24 protein-coding genes are annotated in these 16,140 nt (G+C 40.7%); 23 read left to right on the forward strand and 1 reads right to left on the reverse strand.

Translation table 11 applies throughout. The annotated features are described in order from the left end of the window. Positions 1–217: 217 nt before the first annotated feature. From cspE to GWJ05_RS09365, 9 genes are all read left to right on the forward strand, one after another. The gene (gene cspE, locus GWJ05_RS09335) at positions 218–430 is read left to right on the forward strand and encodes a transcription antiterminator/RNA stability regulator CspE (protein ID WP_004244726.1); all 213 of its coding nucleotides are present in this window, start codon (positions 218–220) and stop codon (positions 428–430) included. A 7-nt stretch (positions 431–437) separates the two neighbouring features. Further along, the gene (gene ymcF / locus GWJ05_RS18565; protein ID WP_419894627.1) at positions 438–578 is read left to right on the forward strand and encodes a cold shock small protein YmcF; all 141 of its coding nucleotides are present in this window, start codon (positions 438–440) and stop codon (positions 576–578) included. A 183-nt stretch (positions 579–761) separates the two neighbouring features. Continuing rightward, positions 762–1,220, forward strand: coding sequence for an Hsp20 family protein (locus tag GWJ05_RS09340; protein WP_161681374.1), 459 nt, complete (start codon positions 762–764; stop codon positions 1,218–1,220). A 323-nt stretch (positions 1,221–1,543) separates the two neighbouring features. After that, positions 1,544–2,830 carry a PIN-like domain-containing protein gene (locus GWJ05_RS09345; protein ID WP_161681375.1) on the forward strand — a complete coding sequence of 429 codons (1,287 nt, stop codon included), beginning with the start codon at positions 1,544–1,546 and terminating at the stop codon, positions 2,828–2,830. Between the two features lie 566 nt (positions 2,831–3,396). Then, the gene (locus tag GWJ05_RS09350) at positions 3,397–3,819 is read left to right on the forward strand and encodes a hypothetical protein (protein ID WP_161681376.1); all 423 of its coding nucleotides are present in this window, start codon (positions 3,397–3,399) and stop codon (positions 3,817–3,819) included. 65 nt (positions 3,820–3,884) lie between these two features. After that, positions 3,885–4,154, forward strand: a complete 270-nt coding sequence (locus tag GWJ05_RS09355; protein ID WP_046334538.1) for a bacteriophage protein — start codon at positions 3,885–3,887, stop codon at positions 4,152–4,154. Further along, positions 4,154–4,624: a lysozyme gene (locus tag GWJ05_RS09360; RefSeq protein ID WP_017628366.1), complete on the forward strand. Its 471-nt coding sequence runs from the start codon at positions 4,154–4,156 to the stop codon at positions 4,622–4,624. The genes GWJ05_RS09355 and GWJ05_RS09360 overlap by 1 nt, the downstream gene beginning before the upstream one ends. Then, the gene (locus GWJ05_RS18440; RefSeq protein ID WP_017628365.1) at positions 4,606–4,764 is read left to right on the forward strand and encodes a hypothetical protein; all 159 of its coding nucleotides are present in this window, start codon (positions 4,606–4,608) and stop codon (positions 4,762–4,764) included. Before GWJ05_RS09360 ends, GWJ05_RS18440 begins: the two co-directional genes overlap by 19 nt. Positions 4,765–4,766: 2 nt before the next feature. Beyond that, complete coding sequence (locus GWJ05_RS09365) at positions 4,767–5,228, forward strand: lysis protein (protein WP_036976737.1); 462 nt, start codon at positions 4,767–4,769, stop codon at positions 5,226–5,228. Between the two features lie 272 nt (positions 5,229–5,500). On the opposite strand, the gene GWJ05_RS18790 is transcribed toward GWJ05_RS09365, so the two are convergent. Further along, complete coding sequence (locus GWJ05_RS18790; protein WP_109850112.1) at positions 5,501–5,704, reverse strand: KTSC domain-containing protein; 204 nt, start codon at positions 5,702–5,704, stop codon at positions 5,501–5,503. A gap of 826 nt (positions 5,705–6,530) precedes the next feature. Here GWJ05_RS18790 and GWJ05_RS09375 point away from each other — a divergent pair. From GWJ05_RS09375 to GWJ05_RS09440, 14 genes are all read left to right on the forward strand, one after another. Beyond that, entirely contained in the window at positions 6,531–7,043 is a 513-nt protein-coding gene (locus tag GWJ05_RS09375; protein WP_161681377.1) for a KilA-N domain-containing protein, read from the forward strand. An 81-nt stretch (positions 7,044–7,124) separates the two neighbouring features. Continuing rightward, positions 7,125–7,343, forward strand: coding sequence for a hypothetical protein (locus GWJ05_RS09380; protein WP_088493155.1), 219 nt, complete (start codon positions 7,125–7,127; stop codon positions 7,341–7,343). A gap of 184 nt (positions 7,344–7,527) precedes the next feature. Next, a complete protein-coding gene (locus GWJ05_RS09385; RefSeq protein ID WP_036937620.1) occupies positions 7,528–7,866 on the forward strand; it encodes an HNH endonuclease in 339 nt (112 codons plus the stop codon). 117 nt (positions 7,867–7,983) lie between these two features. Further along, positions 7,984–8,451 carry a phage terminase small subunit P27 family gene (locus GWJ05_RS09390; RefSeq protein WP_036905779.1) on the forward strand — a complete coding sequence of 156 codons (468 nt, stop codon included), beginning with the start codon at positions 7,984–7,986 and terminating at the stop codon, positions 8,449–8,451. Then, positions 8,405–10,147, forward strand: coding sequence for a terminase large subunit (locus GWJ05_RS09395; RefSeq protein ID WP_161681357.1), 1,743 nt, complete (start codon positions 8,405–8,407; stop codon positions 10,145–10,147). The genes GWJ05_RS09390 and GWJ05_RS09395 overlap by 47 nt, the downstream gene beginning before the upstream one ends. Further along, positions 10,148–11,479 (forward strand): phage portal protein, encoded by a 1,332-nt coding sequence (locus GWJ05_RS09400; RefSeq protein WP_058336210.1) that lies wholly within the window; start codon positions 10,148–10,150, stop codon positions 11,477–11,479. Beyond that, positions 11,476–12,327 (forward strand): head maturation protease, ClpP-related, encoded by an 852-nt coding sequence (locus GWJ05_RS09405; RefSeq protein ID WP_109395509.1) that lies wholly within the window; start codon positions 11,476–11,478, stop codon positions 12,325–12,327. Before GWJ05_RS09400 ends, GWJ05_RS09405 begins: the two co-directional genes overlap by 4 nt. Before the next feature lie 11 nt (positions 12,328–12,338). Further along, a complete protein-coding gene (locus GWJ05_RS09410; protein WP_161681358.1) occupies positions 12,339–13,553 on the forward strand; it encodes a phage major capsid protein in 1,215 nt (404 codons plus the stop codon). A gap of 45 nt (positions 13,554–13,598) precedes the next feature. After that, complete coding sequence (locus GWJ05_RS09415; RefSeq protein ID WP_072071162.1) at positions 13,599–13,793, forward strand: DUF7210 family protein; 195 nt, start codon at positions 13,599–13,601, stop codon at positions 13,791–13,793. Beyond that, positions 13,793–14,119, forward strand: coding sequence for a head-tail connector protein (locus GWJ05_RS09420; protein ID WP_161681359.1), 327 nt, complete (start codon positions 13,793–13,795; stop codon positions 14,117–14,119). Before GWJ05_RS09415 ends, GWJ05_RS09420 begins: the two co-directional genes overlap by 1 nt. An 8-nt stretch (positions 14,120–14,127) precedes the next feature. Beyond that, entirely contained in the window at positions 14,128–14,457 is a 330-nt protein-coding gene (locus tag GWJ05_RS09425) for a phage head closure protein (RefSeq protein ID WP_161681360.1), read from the forward strand. Positions 14,458–14,473: 16 nt separating this feature from the next. Then, on the forward strand, positions 14,474–14,920 hold the full coding sequence (locus GWJ05_RS09430; RefSeq protein WP_237585115.1) for an HK97-gp10 family putative phage morphogenesis protein: 447 nt from the start codon (positions 14,474–14,476) through the stop codon (positions 14,918–14,920). A gap of 5 nt (positions 14,921–14,925) precedes the next feature. Next, a complete protein-coding gene (gp17, locus tag GWJ05_RS09435; protein ID WP_109910851.1) occupies positions 14,926–15,267 on the forward strand; it encodes a tail completion protein gp17 in 342 nt (113 codons plus the stop codon). A 9-nt stretch (positions 15,268–15,276) separates the two neighbouring features. After that, positions 15,277–15,942: a hypothetical protein gene (locus tag GWJ05_RS09440; RefSeq protein ID WP_036937600.1), complete on the forward strand. Its 666-nt coding sequence runs from the start codon at positions 15,277–15,279 to the stop codon at positions 15,940–15,942. Positions 15,943–16,140 lie beyond the last annotated feature (198 nt).

The raw sequence follows: 16,140 nt of genomic DNA on the forward strand, positions 1-16,140 counted from the left end.
AAAATAAAGTTTGCTATCTGAATTTTTCTATGGCTTAATAGCGTCACTGGTTTGGAAGTACAGACCTATTTATGTTAGTAAGTTTAAAGTTGTTCCCGTTTAGCGTTATCCTCGATACCTCTTCATTGTGAATTCCTTCTAATTAATTCCCATAAGTAAAAATACAAAACAAACCGCATATGCCTTATGGCAAATTAAATAAATTAAAGGAAATTCTATGTCTAATACAATGACTGGTACAGTAAAATGGTTCGATGAAGGTAAAGGTTTTGGTTTTATTACTCCAGCTGATGGCAGCAAAGATGTATTCGTACATTTCTCTGCAATCCAAAGTGATAGTTTCAAAACATTAGCGGAAGGCCAACAAGTTTCATTCACCATGGAAAATGGTATGAAAGGCCCAGCAGCAGGCAACGTGGTGGCTCTCTAAAGGCGCTATTACTATTCGCCTCTATTTTAAATGCCCTTGTTGTAGCAGTTCACAATATAGAACATCACAATTTGATGTCACAGTGAACAATCCACACGGCGCAAAATGCATCTTTTGCAAAAGTGTGATGACAGCTCAAATGAGTTGAGCATTAAATAGTTGAATATACAAAACCTCGCTTCGGCGGGGTTTTTTGCTATCTACAATCCCATGTTGGTTAAAGATAAAAAATTTAGATTTTAGGGCTTGAAAAATACTTGCTCGTTCATATTTATATTTTGGGTAAATAAGATACCGCCCATAATTCACTAAATACTGAAGGAGGAGTTATATGCCTAACATTAAACCTTTTTCATTATTCCCAGCATTATCTGACAACCTACTGTCAAACCGCTTTGATCAGATAGATCGCCTGTTTAGTCAGTTAACAGGTAGTAAGCCTATTGCATCACCAATTCAGACCTATAACCTGAAACAGATTGATGATAACCATTATGAACTGACAGTGAGTGTGCCTGGATATCAAGAAGATGACTTATCGGTTTCATTAAAAGGAAGTCGTTTATTGATTGAAGGGAAAAAAGAAGAAAAATCAGAAGAAGACAATGATAAATGGATCCACCGAGGCATATCTCAAGGGCAATTTACGTTGCAGTTTGACCTCGGTAAGAATGTTAAAATAGAAAAAGCGGATTTATCAAGTGGGCTTCTGACCATTGCTATTGAGTATGAGTTACCGGAAGAAGAAAAACGGCAAACAATAGCGATAGAAAATAAAGATAAAAAATAATTGGGTTAGATAACGTGAATAAGATTAAGGCTACGCATAATGTGTAGCCTTAATTGTTTTTGTGAGGGGTTTAAATTTCACTAATTCAAAGTTGAGTTCACAAGGTTTGTAAGTCGAACATAATTAGAGTGGACAGTCTGGTTTGAGCGAGAAGCGGACGTTATGTTTGCTGTGAAGATCCCTGAACACACTGATTTTAAAGTTTCTTGATGATAAATTGCGATTAAATTACCATTTGTTGTAAGCAATAAAGACAGGATAAGATGTAGGTTTGGCAGTAATCTTATGAATATACAATAATCTCACATCCATGAAGGTATAACATGCGGAACAGTTTCTCAGGATTCTATGGCATTAGTGAAGATTCGATAGGCACAATCTTTACTTCAGGAAATACGATATTTATTTTTGATGCAAACATTCTCCTTACTCTCTATCGGTGCGAGGAAGAAACCCGCAATCGTTTTTTTGAAATATGGGAGAATATAAAAGAACAATGCTGGTTCCCTCATCAAGTGTGTCTCGAATACCAACGAAATCGGCTAAAAGTAGTCAAGGACAGCCGTGATGCGTTGGAAAAAATACCAAAGAAAATCAAGGCATCTATCAATGAGCTAAAAACTCAAGTTTTTGATGGTGAACATAATCAAACCATCTCACGATATTCCGATTTAAAAGGCGAGCTTAACACCATTTTTAGCCAGATTGAAAATATTGTCAGTGAGTTCTCTGAAAATCATATTGATGTCAGAAAGGCCAATATAGATTTTTTAAAAAACCATGATGTGATACGTGATAAAATTGACCTTCTAACAGAAGGTCGCATCGGTTCCGCCCCTACTGAACAGAAGGTAATAGATGATCTAAATAAAAGTGGAAAAGTCCGGTATAAGTACAAAGTTGGCCCTGGTTTTGATGATAGCACAGATAAGAAAGAAAGTTTTTATTCATTCGACGGTATTAATTACGACGCTGAATACGGCGATTATTATGTTTGGAGCCAGATTCTTGAATATGTTGTCAACAAGCCAGGGAGCAATGTGGTTTACGTTTCTAATGATGCTAAATCTGATTTTTACTATAAAATTGAAGGTAAAATACGTGGCCCTAATGAATCTCTCCGTACCGAAATAAAAAAGCATGGTGCAGCGGAATTTTTACTTCAGAATGTTGATACTTTTCTTCATCACGCTAATAACCATTTGAACGCAAGAATTGATGAGGCAGTTATTACAGAATTGACAAATGCCAGTATCGTAAATGCTACTGACTCTCTATCTATTAAATACAAAAGGAATGGTAAGAGAGGGTTTGAGTATCCAATTGAAATTAATCATTTACATTTAGACGATATAGAGAATATTGAACAAATATTTCCTATTTACTCCGAATATCAACAACGGCTGAATGCTTATAAGCATGAACTCGATGAAATAAATACTGCACCGCTGGAAGAATTAGAGAGTTTGCAAGGTAGTGGACTAATGGCAAGAAAAAAATATTTAACATTGCATATCAGCCGCCTTAAAAATCTACTAGACTCTTTGGGTAACAGAATGGCATATTTACAAGAAACAGAAGCCATCCAGCAACTTCTTGAGAACGAATAACCTACCGTCTGTAAAGCCCCCTTCTATCTTTAATTTAGAAGAAAGATGGGGGTTCTGATCGGTATCGCACGGTCCGGTTGATGATTTGTTTTGAGTTAACGAGAGAGTGGAGCACAAAAATTTGTGCGGAGTTTTCTTTAAGAAATCCATTATTCCTCATGGGTATTTAAGCAACGTCCGCTTCTGGCACTGTGCGGACTATCTGATTAGATTTAGCCTCAAATCATAGTAATATTAGATCGAATCTGATCATATACATCTAAATTATAGGTATGAAAGAATTTCTCAACACAAAATAAAAAAATGCCGATACGCTAGGAGTCATATCGGCATATAAAATAAACGCAAGAAGCAATGTAAGTCATGTCGTACTAATTCGTATCAAACCTGTCAATTTGATACATTTGTAATGATAATTATTCTCATTAATATATTCAACCCTAAATTAAATAAGGTTACTTTGTAGCCTTTCCGTCTACGCCGACCACAGAATCCACACTCACTTATACCGTTCACACAAGAGCTGTGAGTCGGCACTTTATTAACTAAATAAATCGGTAAATGTTATGTCAAAAGAGATAAGCGAATTACAGTTTAGTCTTCACTATGCATCAGAAACAGACAGTGAAAAGAATACTTCAGCCATTTTAACGGCGAATATCCATACGGCTGATGGCGAAACTCAACAACTCACACAACTAATTTGCACGACATCTCCCGCAGGTAAAAAGCAATATCGAATCGGCACACAAAAGATTAATGATGCAGGCGACCCATTGCTGGTGGCAATTGAATCCTATTGGCGAAAAAACACGCAAGAGAGTTGTGTTTATTTGTTAGAGAAAGCGAAGCAATTTATTCAAGGGTACTTACAACAAACGAATACATGGATATCTATGTATGGTCTTGTGATTGTTTCTAATGCTTCACTGGAAGAGCAGTTGCCTGAAGGTTTATTAAAAGCACTTAAAGTATCAATACCCGCCTAATTTTTATCGTTTCACTTTTAACTCTCTCACACTAATCATTAACGGACACTCCTCTGGGGGTGACTATGCGTATGGAAAAATTAACCAATGTAACTTATGGAACAGCAGGCCTAACGGCCTTTTTTGCCAGTCTCTCATTATATGAATGGGGATTTGTTATCGGTATGGCGTTTAGCATGGTTCTTGGTTTAGCTACTTACTTTATGACTCGTCGAGAGCAACGAAAACGCACTCAATTATTTGAAGAGCTTGTTCGTCATGTTGACCCACAAAACCCGACCGAAACGTTAAAAAGGCTTGCTGAATTAATGGTGAAAGCACCAAAGGATATTTAATGTCTCTCAAACAGAAAATAGCTGCGCTAACAACTGCGGGAGCAACAGCAATCGCGTTAGTTGTCATTGCCCATTTTGAGGGGGTGCGTTATGAACCTTATCGTGATGTGGCAGGCGTTCTAACAGTTTGTTACGGACACACAGGCAAAGACATTATTCAAGGCAAGAGATACACACAACAAGAATGTGATGCGTTATTACAAAGCGATTTTATTAAGACACAACAGCAAGTCGATGCATTAATCAAAGTACCACTCGATGACTACACCAAAGCCGCTTTATATTCCTTTGCTTTTAATGTAGGAATGACAGCATTTGCTCGCTCAACATTACTCAAGAAATTAAATGCGGATGATAGAGCGGGTGCCTGTGAAGAAATAAAACGTTGGGTATATGCGGGTGGAAAGGTTTGGCGAGGGCTTGTCAGTCGTCGAGAGGCGGAGTCAGCACTATGTCATGGAAACCTTTAATCATCATTATCAGCTTTATCCTTGCATTACTCATTACAGTCGCTGGTGGAATTTATCTCTTGATTGATAACACATGTACTAAAGACCAAGTGAGTTTAGAAAAGCGCTGTCAGATTGCACTCTCACATCATCGGTACTAATCATGAAATACGGAAAACTCTATGCCGTCATTGCGATGGTAGGCATCATTGTGGGTGGCTATTGGGTGATTAACAGGCAAGCTAACAGGATTAATTCACTGATAGATACCAACAAAAAACTGACAGTGGCTCTCGAAGAACAGAAGTCTATTAATACTGATTATCAAGCACGCATAATGCGATTAAATCAGTTGGATATTCAATATACGCAGGAGCTAGCGAATGCTAAGAATGAAATTAGTCGTTTGCGTGATATTAGTGAGCGTCATCCTGAGCGGGTGTATATCAAAGCCGAGTGCCCAAAAAGCAAAACCACTTCCGCCACCAGCTTGGCTTATGCAACCACCGCCCGACCTACTGACACCGCTCTCCGAAATTATTGGTTACTCAGAGAACGAATTGCAGAGTCAGAGCAAATGATTAAAGGGTTGCAGAATTACATTAGAGTGGAGTGTGTGAACTAAAAAAAAGCCCTACGTAGAGTACGAGGGCAAAACTGAAATTTGTCGAAAAAATATCAATCTTAATAAAGATAGCACTTATAAGTGAATATACCTATAGTGCGGCAAAAATATTATTTTAATAAGTGGTTACAATATACTTAACATTAATTTGCTAAATAGTTTTAATAAGTCAGATGGAATGATTCTTATTTGTGTTTTTGTTTTCTTTTAAAAAAGATATTTTTTGTGATAAAAATAAGAATAATAATATTAAATGGTAACTATAAGGTTATTTAATTATAAGGGTATTTATGTTCAATCATGGCATGAAAAAAATTTTTTTTAGAATTTGATGCCATTAAACCTTGGTAAATACTGAATGGTACTTCCTTATATCGATATTGTTCTCCATGTTTACAGTCGATTTCTAGCATTTTAGTTTGATAATCGTAAGCAACAGAAATAATTTTAGATGATGCAATGTAAATTTTGTCCATTAGACTAATCACTATTAATAAAAATAAAATGGGATAAAATAAAAGAGTAAATAAATTTTTACTTTAGTAACTTTTAATATTAGTAAAAATATTCAACTTATTTTTATATAAAGAAGAAATATGAGTTAAATTTATTATTTGTGTGAAGCTTCTCACATTAGAGATGAAAAATAAGTTCCAGCATCACGCATGGACAAAATTAAATAAAGAACTTCTCAAGAGGAATATAGTGATATTAATTCAGTATCGCTTTGTTAAGCAAATAAGCGAATTGAATACTTTCAATTGTTTTTTTAATTAACTATTGAATACAAATAAAATAACCCTGCGAGTTTGAGTTTACCGTGGGGCTAAATTTAAGCGAAAAATAAATACCTATAAATCATACCGCTACTCTTATTTCAATGCCAATAGAAATAGAAAGCGTCGCGTTGTCGCCGTCTCCTATGTTAGCCATGACCTATTTTATTTCTCGATAGAGAGCGCATAGTGAGAGTCAAAAACAACGAATACCACCGTTTTGTTATTTTTCGGTCATTATCAGCAACGTCAGCTGTAGGTAGAAGAAGGGGCGTGACGATGGAGAGACATCAATATATTTAATTCTACAAACGTCATTTATTTAGTGACGTATATGGATAGCCATCAGTTAACCGCTGGTGGCTTTTTTTATACGCATTTCATCGCTCATTCACAGAGCAATTCAAAAACGTCGAATCCAATCACTTTGATATGAGCCTTCGAGAAAGTCAGTTATAGCTGGCGAGCTTCGACGGGCTGATTTTCTATGTGAACGAGGGTTCATTTCAAATGAAGGTAATACGTTATGCAATATCCAAGAGTAAGTATTAATGGTGTATCTGTTCGCGTTGATGACAAAGGAAGATATAACCTAAATGATTTACATGCCTCAGCCGTGGCAAATGGCGAAGCCAGAGAGAATCAAAAGCCAAGTCAATTTTTGAGAAGCAAACAGGTTAAGACATTTGTAGAAAAATTAAGCGCAATGCAAAAATGCACTGCGGTCAAAGTCATTAACGGTGGGCTTAATCATGGTGTGTGGGCATTAGAATTGGTTGTTATTAGATACGCAGCTTGGCTAAAGCCTGAGTTTGAAATTCTCGTATATAACACCTTTAAGGATGCTACGAGAAAAGAGTTAGATATCATGGCTAAGTTGAACAAGCTAGATCATGTCATTAATACCGAAACTAAAAATATAAGTAACTGTGCAAGAACGATGGCTAACTGGGGAGTTGGTGGTAGAAAGCAGTTACTACTAACAGCGAGGGAACGAATTCTTAAAGAAGCTCAAATCTATATTCCTGGTATTGAATAGCGTTCCTTAAAATTGAGGATATTGATTTAATTAATATCTAACGATGAATAGGCCCTAATGGCTTTTTTATTGGAGTTTATTATGTCAAACAAACAGATTAATTATGAGGCAATAGGTCATTGTGTTTACTTGCAAAAAGAAATATCGCAGCTAATTGAAGAGAGAAGCAACCTATATAAAGAATTCATAGCGATTTGTCATTCAGGGCAATTTCCTTATACAGATCCAAGAAACACAAAAATCATCGATTTAAATAGTATTGATAAGCCAGCGAAATTGCTAAAAAAATACATAAAATAAATCAAACTATCATCACACTAGCAACCACTCATAATCAATGGGCGGATAAGGCTGATTATGAACATTATGTTATTAGTAGCGATAATTCTTTAGGTTTTAGTACGTCTAGTGACGTTATATTCAAAGGAATTATTACCTGCAATAAGCAATCATCAATAGAAGCTGATGTTGTCAGAAACAAAACATGAAAAAACGCAATGTCTATGGTGGTCGCTGGGCAAAGGTACGATTAGCGTTTCTTAATGAACATCCGCTCTGTGTCATGTGCCAAGAGCAAGGGCGCATTACTGCGGCCACAGTAGTTGACCACATTATTCCGCATCGTCTTAAAGAAGCGCTTGAATCAGGTGATAAAGAACGTATCGCAAAAGCCCAAGCTTTATTCTGGGATAAAAATAACTTTCAAAGCTTATGCGAACTGCATCATAACTCGACCAAACAACGTATCGAAAAGAGTGGCAAAGTCATTGGCTGTAATGCGGATGGTATTCCACTCGATCCCAATTCTCATTGGCATCAATAACACAATGAATACAGGGTGGGAGCGGGGTAAAAGTTCAGACACTTTCGCCCTGATTACCTAGCGCCCTCATTTGTGCGCACAACCGCGAAATGAAAAGTTTTTTTCTGGGAGGTTCCGATGGCAGGAAGACGCCCGAAACCGACCCACTTGAAGGTGGTCACCGGTAATCCGGGAAAACGAAAACTCAACGATAAAGAACCCCAACCTAAACGTGAAATTCCAAGCCCGCCCGAACATTTAACGGATTGGGGGAAAATGGCGTGGGCAAAATTAACCTTATTACTCGATGGAATGGGTGTTTTAACCGTGGCTGACACGCTGGCATTAGAACGGCTGTGTGATATCTACGCCGATATTCTTCAATTGCGAGACACCATTGCCATTGAGGGGCGGACATACACCACAAAAACGCAATCAGGGGATTTTTTAATTAAAGCGAATCCTGCTGTTGCCATGTTGGCCGATGCAGATCGCCGTTTTAAAAGTTATTTAGTCGAGTTTGGTTTAACCCCTGCCGCTCGCTCGAAGGTGAATATGGATGGTGGAGAAGAAGAGGAAGATCCGCTCAACCAATATTTCGGTTGATCCCGCAACACAATACGCGCAAGACGTGCATCAAGGCAAAATCTTAGCGGGGCCTGATATTCGTCATGCATGTGCACGTCATCTCAAAGATTTAAACGAAGCCGAGCAACGAGGATTAGTCTGGGATGTCGAGGCTGTCAAAAGGGTGATCGATTTTTTCGCGAAAGTCTTAAAGCTCAATGGCGGGGAACATGAAGGCAAACCGTTTATTTTATTGCCTTGGCAATGCTTTGTGATTGGCTCCATTTTTGGCTGGAAAATGACTGATGGTACACGGCGATTTCGCATTGTGTACGTTGAATCAGGTAAAGGTTCAGGAAAATCACCGATGGCGGGTGGCGTTGGGTTGTATTGTTTAGTCGCCGACAGTGAACCGCGTGCTGAAGTGTATGCGGCAGCCACGAAAAAAGACCAAGCCATGGTTTTGTTTCGTGATGCGGTGGCAATGGTTGATCAATCTCCCGCATTAAGTCAGCGGATCACCAAATCAGGCGGAACAGGCAAAGAGTGGAACTTGGCTTATTTGAAAACGAGTTCATTCTTTCGTCCGATTAGTTCGGATGATGGGCAATCAGGGCCTCGTCCCCATTGTGCGTTGATTGATGAAATTCATGAGCATAAAAATAATACCGCCGTTGAGATGATGCGAGCGGGCACAAAAGGTCGGCGACAAGCCTTGATATTTATGATCACCAATAGTGGGCATGATAAAACCAGTGTGTGTTATGACTACCATGAATACGGACGAAAAGTTGCCGAAGGCACTATCGAAGACGACAGCTTCTTTTCCTATATTTGCTCACTGGATGAGGGCGATGATCCCTTTAAGGATGAGTCTTGCTGGGGGAAAGCCAATCCGTCATTGGGCTACACCTTTTCTGATCGCTATTTGCGCGAACAAGTGACACAAGCTCGAGGTATGCCCGCGAAAGAAAGCATTGTGCGTCGGCTTAATTTTTGTCAGTGGGTGGATGCCGATAATCCGTGGATTAACAGTGAAACATGGATGCAGTGTGAAAACACGTTCACATTCGATGACCTTCAAGGTGAAGAGTGTTATGGCGGACTGGACTTATCGGGAACCAAAGATTTAACCGCATTAGCCTTGTATTTTCCTAGTCTCAAACGTCTTTATGTCGAATTTTGGACACCCAAAGACACTTTATTGGATAGAGCGAAAACCGACCGAGTGCCTTACGACTTATGGGTAAGGCAAGGTTTTATGCATACCACGCCAGGGAATGCGGTGAGATATGAATTTGTGGCAGAACGCATTGCTGAAATGGCGATGCACGTCAGCATGAGAGCCATTGCCTTTGACCCTTATCGCATTAAATACCTTGAACCCAAACTCGATGACGCGGGTGTGACGGTTCCTTTAACTCCGCATGGACAAGGATATTACAAAGCCAAAGATTCAGGGCTGTGGATGCCACACTCTATCGAACTGTTTGAACAGCTCATTGATGACAAGAAGATTGAGATCCACGCCAATCCTTGTTTGAGATGGAATGCCGCATCCGCTGTGCTTGAGGCTGACCAAAAAGATAACCGCGTCTTTGCCAAGAAAAAAAGCACGGGTCGAATTGATGGAGTGGTGGCCTCTGCAATGGCGATTGGGGCTTCTGAAGGGGAATTCGAGGATGAAGGGGATATTGATGGTTTCTTTGATAACCCAATTATTGTGGGGATCTAAATGCGTAACGTGAAAAAAAAGAGCCGAATAAAATCGGCGATCCTCAATTGGATGGGGATACCCATTAGTTTAACTGATGGCGCCTTTTGGGAAGAATGGATTGGAAAGAGTAGCAGTGGCAAGGTGGTCACCGCAGATAATGCATTACAGCTGTCTGCGGTATGGTCTTGCGTTCGGTTACTCAGTGAATCTATTTCGACATTGCCATTGAAAATCTATCAAACGAAGGCGGATGGCTCGCGCGAACTGGCGAAACATCATCCCGCTTACACAGTATTATGCCGAAAACCCAATGCAGAAATGACGCCTTCTCGCTTTATGTTGATGGTTGTTGCCAGCTTATGTTTAAGAGGAAATGCGTTTATTGAAAAATGTTATATCGGGAAAAAGTTGGTTTCTCTTCAACCGTTATTACCTCAAAACATGACGGTGAAACGATTGGAAAATGGGCAATTGGAATATACCTATACTATGCCTAAATCGAATAAACGGGTTATTCCCGTTAAAAATATGATGCATATTCGAGGGTTTGGTATGGATGGTGTGTGCGGAATGATACCGATCCAGATTGGGCGTGATGTGATTGGTACCGCGTTATCGACGGATGAAGCGGCCGGAAAAGTGTTTGAAAATGGGTTACAAACCAGTGGATTATTAACGTCAAAGAATGCCTTGAAAGCCGATCAACGAGAACGCCTAAGAAAGCATTTAATGACGTTTACCGGCTCAAAAAATGCCGGAAAGGTGATGATCCTTGAAGCGGATTTGTCTTATCAAAATGTCACCATGAACCCTGAAACGGCGCAATTATTACAAAGTCGCGGATTTAGCATTGAGGAAATTTGCCGTTGGTTTCGCGTTCCACCTTTTATGGTGGGGCATGCCGATAAGCAAAGTAGTTGGGCATCCAGTGTGGAAGGGATGAATATGCAGTTTTTGACCAATACACTACGTCCCTTATTGGTCAATATTGAGCAAGAAATTAATCGTTGTTTACTCGACAGTGATGATGATTATTATGCGGAATTTTCTGTTGAGGGCTTATTACGTGCAGACAGTGCAGGACGTTCAGCTTATTACACAACAGCGTTACAAAATGGCTGGATGAGCCGAAATGATGTTCGACGGTTAGAGAATTTACCGCCTATTGAAGGGGGCGATATTTATACGGTTCAGCTTAATTTAACGCCACTGGATCAGCTCGGAAAAGATATCACGAACAATGAAGCTGAAAAGCTCAAAGCACAGATCACTAACTGGTTATTTCCTGAAGGTGAACCTGTAACCCCATCTCAATCCAATCCACCTCGTCCCGAGGAGTCATCGTTATGAAAAAAAATCAGTTGCCAGTCGCGCTGGAGGATCGCCCCTGCGCATCGATTCGCTATGAGCTGAAACCCAAAGCACTGGATAAATGGAATAGCCGTATTCGGGCATCCAGTGCGGATAACTCGATTTCGATATTGGACGTCGTTGGAGAAGATTATTGGGGTGAAGGTGTCACCGCTAAACGGATTTCCGCCGCGCTTCGTGCCATTGGTGAGCAAGATATTGTCGTTAACCTCAATAGTCCAGGGGGCGATATGTTTGAAGGGTTGGCAATTTATAACTTGCTTCGTGCTCACAGTGGCAAGGTAACGGTCAATATTTTGGGCATTGCCGCTTCCGCTGCGTCCATTATTGCGATGGCAGGGGATGAAATAAAAATGGGGCGCGGTGCCTTTTTAATGATCCATAACTGTTGGGCAATGGGGGTAGGAAATCGTCACGACTTTGCAAAACTTGCTCATGATCTCGCCCCTTTTGATGCCTCGATGACCGATATCTATGTGGCACGCAGTGGGCAATCGAGTGACGTGGTGAGTCAGATGATGGACAACGAAACATATATCAGTGCGAGTGAAGCGATAGAAAAGGGATTTGCGGACAGCCTACTTTCTGCCGATGTGATTGACGAAGGTGATGAAAGTCCCCAAGCCGCGATCCGAAAACTGGATGCGCTACTTGCCAAAACCAACACACCTCGTGCTGAACGACGAAAACTAATTAGTGCATTAACCCGAAGTACGCCGAGCGCTACTTCCCAACCTAATGGTATGCCAAGCGCTACCTGCGATATTAATCCTGAAATCCTGTCAAAATTGGAGGAGGCGGTGACCGCCTTTGCCTGCGTTAAGTAATTGGAGTGACTATGTCAGAGACAAATGAATTATTAAAAAACCTATCGGCAAAAATTGAAGAAGCCAATCAGCATTTTAATGCCAAAGCTGAAGAAGCGTTAAAAGAAGCGCAGAAAGTGGGTGGATTAAGTGAAGAAACGAAACATGCCGTAGACAAAATGGCAACCGAGCTAAATGCGCTACGCGAATCTGAAAAAACACTGAAAGCCGCATTAGGGGATTTAGAACAACATGTTGCGCAAATGCCACTCAATAATGCGGTGCAGGTTGTAAAAAGTGTTGGTCAACAAGTGATCTCGGCTGAAGTATTAAAAGAGATCAATTCCAGCATTCAAGAGGGCAAGCGTGTTTCAATTCCTGTTCAGGCAGCATTAACATCTACGGGGGTTGCCGAAGGCGTAGTTGAACCACAACGATTGTCGGGTATCGATGTTGCACCGAAACAACGACTTTTTATTCGTGACTTAATTGCGTCAGGTAAAACGCAATCTCCCGCCATTTTCTGGGTTCAGCAAACGGGGTTTACCAACAAGGCGGCGGTTGCGCCTGAAAATACCACTAAGCCGTATAGCGACATTGCCTTTGCGACCAAAATCACGCCAGTGACGACGATTGCTCATATGTTTAAAGCGTCTAAACAAATCTTAGATGATTTTTCTCAGTTGCAGTCGTTGATTGATGCAGAAATGCGTTATGGATTGAAGTTTGTTGAAGAGCAAGAAATTTTATTTGGTGATGGATCTGGGGCTCATTTGCACGGCATTATCCCACAAGCCACTCAATATAAAGCCTCCTTTACGGTTGAAAAACAAAATGGTATCGATGATTTACGGCTTGCCATGCTTCAAGCTCAATTGGCGCGTTTCCCTGCTTCTGGTCACGTTTTACACTTTATTGACTGGGCGAAAATTGAACTAACCAAAGACGCTTTGGGGCGCTATATTTTGGCTAATCCTTCCGCATTAACAGGGCCGACTTTATGGGGATTACCGGTTGTGGCAACAGAAACTCCCGCGTTTAAAGGGAAATTCTTAACAGGGGCATTTAATGCGGGTGCACAGCTCTTTGATCGCGAAGAAACGAATGTGGTGATTTCAACGGAAAACGCCGATGATTTTGAGAAAAACATGATCTCTATTCGTTGTGAAGAGCGTCTTGCTTTGGCGATCAAACGTCCAGAAGCCTTTGTTTACGGTGATTTTACGGTAGCAACGTCAAGTGATTAATGTAACTAAGGCGGTCTTTATGACCGCTTTTTCTTTGGAGGTGATATGAAATTAGTCATCTTACGAGCCATTTATTTTGAGGGACGAGTGGTGCTTGAAGGCGAGCAGATTGATACCTTAGAGCAACATGGACGGGAGTTAATCCAAAAAGGCTATGCCAAAGAACAGGAAGAAACACATCTTGTTACTGAACCCGAACCTGAACCGAAAAGAAATATTAAGGCGAAAAAGGAGAAATAATGCTTTCTCTCAAATTGGTGAAGCAGCATTGCAATATCGATCCTGATTTTACGGATGACGATAATTTATTGACGCTGTATATCGGTTCCGCTGTGAAATATGTTGAAAATTACACGCGTCGAACATTACATAAAACTCAGGAGATGGATAAAGCACAAGAAGATCCTGAAGCCTTGTTCTTAACGGATGATGTGATTGCGGCAATGCTCTTATTAATTGCGCAATGGTATGAAAATCGTGAGGGGGTAATTTCGGGGCAAGCTTTTTCTACACAACCTTTTGCGGTCACCGCACTACTTCAACCTTACCGGATTTATGGGTTGTAGGAGGTTTTATGCGTGCAGGACGATTACGCCACACTATTCATATTCAAAAATCAGTATTAGCGCCCGATGCCATCAGTGGCAGTGATGTGATTTGGACGGATCATGCGACAAAAGTACGTGCAGCGATCATGCCTTATCAAGGGCGAGAATATTTTCAAGCTCAGCAAGTACAAAGTGAGGCCACAACGCGAATTCTTATTCGCTATATCGCTGATATCGATACCTCAATGCGTATTGTATGGGGTAAGCGAATATTTAATATTATTTCGATTATTGACCCTTATGAGCGTCATCGTGAGCTTCAATTAATGTGCAAAGAGGGCGTGAATGATGGGTGAAATTAAAATCAGTGGATTGTCTGAACTCGCTCAACGAATGCAAGACATCGCCCGTAAAACTAGAAATCAAAGCGCGCGTAAGGCGATGAATGTAGGGGCTTCGGCGTTAAAAGAAGAAATCAAACATCGAGTACCTATTCTTAAGGAAACGGTGCCTCATCGACGCAAAGGCACCATCAAGCGCAATATTCGTTCTAAAACGAAAGTGCAGCGCAATGGGCAAGTTAAAACGCGCATTTGGGTGAAATCATTATCGGGTAAAAAGGTGTCTGCCTTTAAACAGGCAACGGGAAAAAGTGCGGCATTGAACCCAAATGATCCGTTTTATTGGTGGTTTGTCGAGTTTGGCACCGCCAAGATGCCCGCACAACCGTTTATGCGGCCCAGTTTTGAAGCGAAAAAGGAAGCGACGGCTAAAGTGATTGTTCAAGCACTCAAAGAGGACATTGAAAAAGTAAGGTAGAGATCATGATACAGCAATTAAAAGAGACCCTTTCACCTCTTGTCGATGGAAGGGTTTTTTTTCAGGTATTACCCGAAGGCAAAGGGCATTATCCCGCCATTGTGATCCAGTTTGCCAGCATCACGCCTAACAGTGCGCTGGAGGATACGGATTTAGACAACTATCGCGTGCAACTTGATGTGTATGCGCCACAACCACAACCTCTCATAGTCTTGCGTAAAAAAATCGAGGCTCAGATTATCGAGGCAATCCCATTTGCACAACGAATGAATGCGGTCTTTGGGTATGAAGCGGATGTCAAATTGCATCGGCTTGTTCTTGAATTAATGATTTCATCAGATAAATAAGGAATGGATATGGCAAAGTCAAAAAACCATAAAGCGACGCCTTTCCTCGGCACGAAGATCTTTGTGCAAACAGGCTTAGGGGAGGCGATGACAGTGACGGAAGCGACGTTATCACCCGCAACCATTACCATCGCCAATAATAAACTGAAAGCGGATGACATGATTATGTTATCGGGTTTAGGGGAGTTAGATGGGCGTTTTCCCATTGCACAGGTTGATGGCAATAAAGTGACCCTGTGCGACGAAGTGGATTGGAGTGATAAAACGCTACCCACGGATTTTGTAAACGCCAAAGCACAACGTATTCAGTGGTCTAATAACTTTTGTGCGGTAAAAAGTTTCAGCAAAGACGGTTCGACAACCGAACAAATTGATGTCACTACCATTTGCAGTGATGGGAAGGAATATGAATCTGGCGATACGGAATACGGCTCAATTAAATTGACCTTTTTCTTACGGTATAGCTCCAGTGAGGTGCAGCGACTCTTGCGTAAATATGAAAACAGCAAAGAAAAATTCGCAGTGAAAATGGTCTTAACGCGAGATGAAGGCTCCATGTTTTATTACGGCTCCGTCGAAACGGGCATGAACATTGATGGCAGTGTAGGGCAAATGATGGATTCGGGGATCTCGATTAAATTGTCTGGCCGTGATTATTTGAATGCGAAGAAATAACCCTTAATTCATCCACCTCATTATTTCTCTTCTCCCTTCTCGATAAAAAATCTTAGGAGTAATTATGTCTAACGCGTTATTGCGTGAATTAGTGTTAAACCAAGCACTGAAAGTGACGCCTTTTACTTATTTAGACAACACCTTTTATGTCAAAGAGCTGGATGTTGGCACCATGAATTACATTCAGCGCAAACTTCG

This window comes from Proteus sp. G2626, from assembly GCF_009915985.1.
In the GTDB taxonomy this organism is placed as follows: domain Bacteria; phylum Pseudomonadota; class Gammaproteobacteria; order Enterobacterales; family Enterobacteriaceae; genus Proteus; species Proteus vulgaris.